Origin of the sequence: Rhodococcus sp. (in: high G+C Gram-positive bacteria), assembly GCF_049286785.1 — a bacterium.
Classification (GTDB): domain Bacteria; phylum Actinomycetota; class Actinomycetes; order Mycobacteriales; family Mycobacteriaceae; genus Rhodococcus_F.
Map to the genome: position 1 here is coordinate 1 of NZ_JBAQEO010000942.1, position 6,332 is coordinate 6,332.

The window sequence follows — 6,332 nt, forward strand, 5'->3', positions numbered from 1 at the left end:
GGGCTACGCCGCCACCACCGAGCCCGGTCATGCGGCCGTCCGCTACACCAACCCCACCACCGGTGGCGACGTGATGCCGACGATCCGGGCCGAGTTTCACCGGCTCCGCGCGGGAGCCCACACGCGGCCGCGCCGGGAGGTCGGATCCATCGTCTACCAGGTGTTCGAGGGCACGGGACGCATCAAGCTCGGCGACCGGACACAGACTGTCGGCAAGGGCGACATGATCGTCGTTCCGTCGTGGACACAGTGGTCGATCGAAGCCGAGACCGAGTTCGACCTGTTCGCATTCTCGGACGCCCCGATCGTCGAGGCCCTGCACTTCAACCGCACGCACATCTCCGAAGGAGCTTGACAACCAATGAAACTCGCCACTTTGCGACAAGGCGGCACGACCGTCGCGGTCCGCGTCGACAGTGACACCTCCGCCACCGTCATCGACGGGTACGCGGATCTGTCCGCGCTGCTCGCAACCGACGACTGGGTGACCATCGCCGAGAACGCGTCCGGTGAGACCGTGAGCCTCGAGGGTGCCGACTACGCACCCGTCGTTCCGAGCCCGGGCAAGATCGTCTGCGTCGGACTGAACTACGCGACGCACATCAAGGAGATGGGCCGCGACCTTCCCCAGTACCCCACTCTGTTCTCCAAGTTCAAGGAAGCATTGACCGGACCGTACGACGACGTCGTCGTCCCCGCCTACGCCGGTTCCGAGCTGGACTGGGAAGCGGAGCTGGCCGTAGTCATCGGCAAGCAGGCCTACCAGGTGCCCGAGGCCGACGCCGACCGGCACATCGCCGGCTATTCGGTGATCAACGACTACACGATGCGTGACTACCAGTACCGCACGCTGCAGTGGGATCAGGGCAAGACGTTCGAGAAGACCAGCGGGTTCGGCCCGTTCCTCAGCACCGACTACACCCTCGGCACCAAGATCGAGACCCGCCTCGAGGGCGAGGTGATGCAGAGCGCCTCCACGGACGATCTGGTGTTCACACCGGCGAAGCTGGTCGACTACATCTCGCACATCGTCACCCTGCAGCCGGGCGACGTGATCATCACCGGTACCACCGGCGGTGTCGGCCACGCCCGTAAGCCCGCCCGCTACATCCAGGACGGTCAGACCGTGGAGGTCAGCATCGAGGGCCTCGGTTCGGTCAAGAACAAGACCATCATCAAGTAGGGACGTATCTGACGTGGGCTTCAACGATCTCGAACTGTCGGAGCGGCTGTTGATCGCGCGCCACGGTACCTCGTTCTTCGCTCAGCATCTCGGCGAGCTGAGCGACGACGACCTGGACGGCAACACGTTGCTGAAGGGGTGGACGCGCAAGCATCTGCTGGCCCACGTCGGGTACAACGCCGCGGCGCTGTGCCGGCTGATGGACTGGGCGGCCACCGGTGTGGAGACGCCGATGTACGAGTCGACCGAGCAGCGGGGCACGGAGATCGAGGAGGGCGCGACGCTCAGCGCGGCCGCGTTGCGCAACCTGTTCGATCACACCGTTGCGCGCCTGGACGAGAAGTGGCGGAACCTGCCTCGGTCGGCATGGGATGCGCAGGTCCGCACTGCCCAGGGTCGTATGGTTCCGGTAGCGGAGACGGCCTGGATGCGGACCCGCGAGGTATGGATCCACGCCGTCGATCTCGACAACGGGGCACAGTTCGGGGAGTTCCCCGAGGTGGTCCTCGAGTCGCTGCTCACCGACATCGTCGGGATGTGGCAGAAGAAGAACCTCGGTGCCGGGTTGGTCCTCGAGGTGGACGGTTGCGCACCGATCGTTGTGGACGAGAGCAGCACAGCACCGGTGCAGAAGGTGAGTGGCTCGCTCCCCTCGGTCGTGCGGTGGGGCGCCGGACGCGGCGCCGTGGGTCTCGGCGAGAACGTTCCGGAGCCTCCACGCTGGCTCTGATAGAGCCGCCCCGCGCTACCGTTCTTCCATGTCCCGGATCGACAGCGTCCCCGTGTACACGATGCGTCAGCTGGCCGCGTTCGTCGCGGTCGCGGAGACCGGGACGATCAGCGGTGCCGCCGAGCGGATACACCTGTCGCAGTCGGCGCTGTCCGCCGCGGTGACGGACCTGGAGAAGGCGCTCGAGGCGCAACTCTGCGTCCGACGGCGGGCGCGAGGTGTGCAGCTGACTCCCACGGGCGAGGCTGTGTTGTTGCGTGCGCGCGCACTGTTGCAGCAGGCCGGCGAACTGCAGGCCGATGCCCGGGGTTCCGGGGGCGTGGTGACGGGGCCGATCGCGGTCGGCTGCTATCCGGCTCTGGGGCCGACCATCCTGCCGTCGATGCTGTACGCATTCACGAAGGAGTTCCCGAGGGCGTCGGTCGAGTTCCACGAGGACACGCAGAACCGGTTGCGGTCCGAGCTCGAGCGGGGCGAGCTGGACCTCGCCATCGTCTACGACCTCGATCTGTCCCCTGAGTGGCGGACACTCCCGCTGATGACCCGCGAGCCGCTGGTCGTGTTGGGCGCCGATCATCCCCTGGCCGGTATCGAGGGCCCGATCAGGCTCGGGGATCTGGCCGAGCATCCGATGGTTCTGCTGGACGCACCGCCGAGTACCCACCACGCGATGGATGTCTGCCGGCGGGCGGGCTTCGCGCCGGAGGTGGCGTACCGGACCGCCAACTTCGAGACCGCGCGAGCCTTTGTGGGGCGCGGCCTGGGGTGGACTCTGCTCCTGCAGCGACCTCGCGTGGACGTCACGTACGAGGGGCTCGAGGTCGTCGTGAAAACGATCTCCGAACCTGCTCTCCCGGCAGTTCATGTGGTGGTCGCGTGGCATCAGGACGCCACGCTGAGCCGGGTTGCCCGTGCGTTCATCCAATTTGTTTCCACCTCCGACAAGCTCAGTTATCGGTCATGAACTGGGAGTCTTCCTTATCCACGGATTTTCCGGTGTTATTGCGAGGATAGTCCCGCTTTTCAAGGCTTGTGATGGCCGTCATTGTCAATGGGTTGGCGCGTGAGTGTGCGCGCATGATCGGAAAGGCAAATGATGACGGCAATCACCCAGGCGGCACCGGCGGTGTCTCCCAAGGAAGCTCGAAGAGCCGTTCTCTCGAGTTTCGTCGGCACCGCAATCGAGTGGTACGACTTCTTCATCTACGGCACCGCCGCGGCGCTCGTGATCGGGCCGCAGTTTTTCCCCGGGGCGTCGGCGCTCGCAGGCACGCTCGCGGCGTTCGCCACGTTTGCGGTCGGGTTCATCGCCCGGCCCATCGGCGGCATCGTGATGGGCCATTTCGGTGACCGGATCGGCCGCAAGTCGATGCTCGTCCTGTCGCTGATGATGATGGGCGCCGCGACGGTCGGTATCGGCCTGCTGCCCAACTACGACACGATCGGCGTCTTCGCGCCCATCCTGCTGGTGACCCTGCGCTTCATCCAGGGCATCGGTGTCGGCGGCGAGTGGGGTGGTGCCGTCCTCATGGCCACCGAACATGCTCCGGCGGGCAAGCGCGGCCTGTACGGCGCAGCACCTCAGATGGGTGTTCCGGCCGGTGTTCTCCTGGCCAACATCGTGTTCCTCCTCGTGACCAACGCGCTTTCCGAAGAGGCGTTCCAGTCCTGGGGCTGGCGGGTGCCGTTCCTGATGAGCGCCGTGCTCGTCGGTGTGGCGATGTGGATCCGCCTCGGAGTATTCGAGAGCCCCGCCTTCGCCGAGGTGAAGGAGAACGACGGCGTCGTCCAACTGCCCATCGTGGAGGTGCTGACCAGGAACTGGCGGACCGTCCTTCTCGCGGCCGGCACGTTCATCGCCACCAACGGCATCGCCTACGTATTCATGGTCTATGTGCTCACCTACGGGACGAAGGAACTCGGGTTCAGTCGGTCGACCATGCTGACGTTGCTGATCGTGGCCTGCCCGGTCTGGATGGGCGGCATGGCGTTCGCGGCGTCCAGGTCCGACATCTGGGGTCGCCGACGTGTCTACACCTGGAGTTCGATCGGTCTTCTCGTGGTGGGGGCCCTGTTCTTCCCGATGATCGATACCGCGTCCGTTCCTGTCATGTTGGTGGCGATGCTTGTCATGGCGGCCGTTCTCGGTACCACCGCCGGACCACAGTCCGCGCTGTTCGCCGAACTGTTCCCCGCCCACATCCGCTACAGCGGTGCGTCCCTCGGCTACCAGATCGGGGCGATCCTCGGCGGCGGCCTCGCGCCCTTCATCGCCACCTCGCTGTACGCAGCGTTCGGCACGTCGTTCGCCATCTCGGGGTACTTCGTCGTGATCGCGGTGATCAGCCTCGGATCCATCCTCCTGTTGCCGGAGACCAACAAGATCTGCCACCAAGAGAAAGCCGCCTGATATGTCCAGCTACTACCAGCCTCAGAAGTACGCTCCCTCGGATTTCGCGTCGATGACCGCATCCGACGAGACGCTGCCCGTCGTGATCGTCGGTGCCGGACCCGTCGGTATGGGTGTGGCGCTCGGGCTCGCGCAGCGCGGTATTCCGGTCACGGTGCTCGAAGCCGCGGATCAGGTCTCGTTCGGTAGCCGCGCCATCTGCATCTCCCGGCACAGCCTCGAGGTGGCCGCTCGTCTCGGCTTCGGCGCCGAACTCGACAAGATCGTCCTGCCGTGGGTCGGCGGTCGCAGCTTCTACCGTGATCAGGAGGTCCTGCACTTCGAGATGCCCAACCGCGAGCACGACGTGCGCGCGCCGATGGTCAACGTCTCGCAGTCCGAGTTCGAGCAGATCATGACGGATGTGATTCTCGAACATCCGCTGATCACCTTCCACTGGTCGTCCTCCATTGCCGGCGTGATGCGGTCGGACGACGAGGTGACCCTCGAAGTCGACACCGCCTTCGGTAAGCGCCACCTGCGCGCGAACTGGGTGGTCGCCGCGGACGGCGGACGCAGCCGCATGCGCGAGCTCATCGGGATCCGGCTGAAGGGCAACAGCTACGAGGGCAACTACGTCATCGCTGACATCCACTGGCAATCCGAGCTGCCGGCAGAGCGCCTGGTGTGGTTCGACCCGCCGAGCAACCCCGGCTCGACGATCATCATGCATCAGCAGCCGAACGACATCTGGCGCATCGACTACCAGCTGGATCCGTCCGAGGATGCCGAACTCGAGACCCAGGAAGACCGCATCCACGACCGGATCACCCGTCACCTGGGCTGGCTGCAGAACGACCTGCCGTGGACCCTGGAATGGCACGGCTTCTACCGCGCCCGGGCGCTCGCGCTCGAAGACTTCGTTCACGGCCGGATCCTGTTCAGCGGTGATGCGGCGCACCTGGTGCCGATCTTCGGTGTCCGCGGTCTCAACTCGGGCATGGAGGACGCCGAGACGCTGGTCTGGCAGCTGGCCGCCGTCATCGAGGGCAACGCCGACGAGGCTCTGCTGAAGGCGTACTCCGCCGAACGCCGCAACGCGTGGCAGCAGAACGTCGACAATGCAGGCAAGTCGACGCTCATCATGTCGCCGGGCAGCCACGGGTACCGGACCACCCGCGATGCAGTGCTGGCACTGGCCACCACCCGGCCCGAGTTCAGCCATCTGATCAATCCGCGCCAGTCGAGCGCCACCCATGCGCATCTCTCGCCGCTCACCTGGCCGGTGGCGGAGGGCACGACCGGAGTACTGCCGGGTGACCCGATGGAGGACCGTCGCGTGCTGGTGGCCGCCGGTAACGGTGTGGTCGAATCGTCGTTGAATCGCGTCCGCGGTACCGGTTTCGCTGTGCTGGGTGTCGGGGTGGATGCGGCAGGAGCCGAGGCGATCGCGGCACACGCCGCGGCGCTCGCAGATTCGCTGGCACCCGAATCGGTGCGCGCGATCGTCGTCCCCGCGCCTGGGGCAGAGATCGTCCCGTCGGCCGGTCCGACGGTGCTGAGCGACGTCGACGGCATCCTGGCCGCCGAGCTCGGTGTCATCGGCGCCGAGGCGTTCGTGATCCGCCCGGACGGTCTGGTGCTCTGCCGCGTACGCAGCCTGGAGCTGCTCGCCGGTGTGTACGAGCACCTGAAGTCGGCGACCGCACCGGCTGTCGGTGTGGTGCCCGCCCACACCGAAGGCAACGCGTCGCCCGAGGAATTGGTGCGCGAGAACGTGTGGATGGGCCTGTCCGAGGCGCTCGATCAGACGGGCGCATCGGACCGTGAGGACTTCCTCACTCGGTTGGCTCTGCTGCTCGGTTCGCAGTCGGGACAGCGGGAGTTCGACGAGGCACTGGCGATCGCCGCCATGCCGCAGGACAGCGCCGAATCGGCATCGGCCGTGCCTTCGCGCACCGCGGTAGAGGCTTAGCCCAGGGGGTATAGCCACCCACAGTTCCCGAATTCGCTCGAGTCGTTCGTCGTCG

The 6,332-nt window shown here is 66.0% G+C and carries 5 protein-coding genes and 1 pseudogene; all 6 read left to right on the forward strand.

Translation table 11 applies throughout. The features are described 5' to 3' along the window. Positions 1–355, forward strand: a pseudogene (locus WAW17_RS34115) (cupin); the annotation flags it as partial. A 6-nt stretch (positions 356–361) separates the two neighbouring features. Next, positions 362–1,183, forward strand: coding sequence for a fumarylacetoacetate hydrolase family protein (locus tag WAW17_RS34120; RefSeq protein ID WP_422337241.1), 822 nt, complete (start codon positions 362–364; stop codon positions 1,181–1,183). Between the two features lie 13 nt (positions 1,184–1,196). Continuing rightward, entirely contained in the window at positions 1,197–1,913 is a 717-nt protein-coding gene (locus tag WAW17_RS34125; protein ID WP_422337242.1) for a maleylpyruvate isomerase family mycothiol-dependent enzyme, read from the forward strand. A gap of 28 nt (positions 1,914–1,941) precedes the next feature. Then, complete coding sequence (locus tag WAW17_RS34130) at positions 1,942–2,877, forward strand: LysR substrate-binding domain-containing protein (RefSeq protein ID WP_422337243.1); 936 nt, start codon at positions 1,942–1,944, stop codon at positions 2,875–2,877. A 132-nt stretch (positions 2,878–3,009) separates the two neighbouring features. Further along, positions 3,010–4,323 (forward strand): MFS transporter, encoded by a 1,314-nt coding sequence (locus WAW17_RS34135; protein ID WP_422337245.1) that lies wholly within the window; start codon positions 3,010–3,012, stop codon positions 4,321–4,323. Between the two features lies 1 nt (position 4,324). Beyond that, positions 4,325–6,277, forward strand: a complete 1,953-nt coding sequence (locus WAW17_RS34140; RefSeq protein ID WP_422337244.1) for an FAD-dependent monooxygenase — start codon at positions 4,325–4,327, stop codon at positions 6,275–6,277. Positions 6,278–6,332 lie beyond the last annotated feature (55 nt).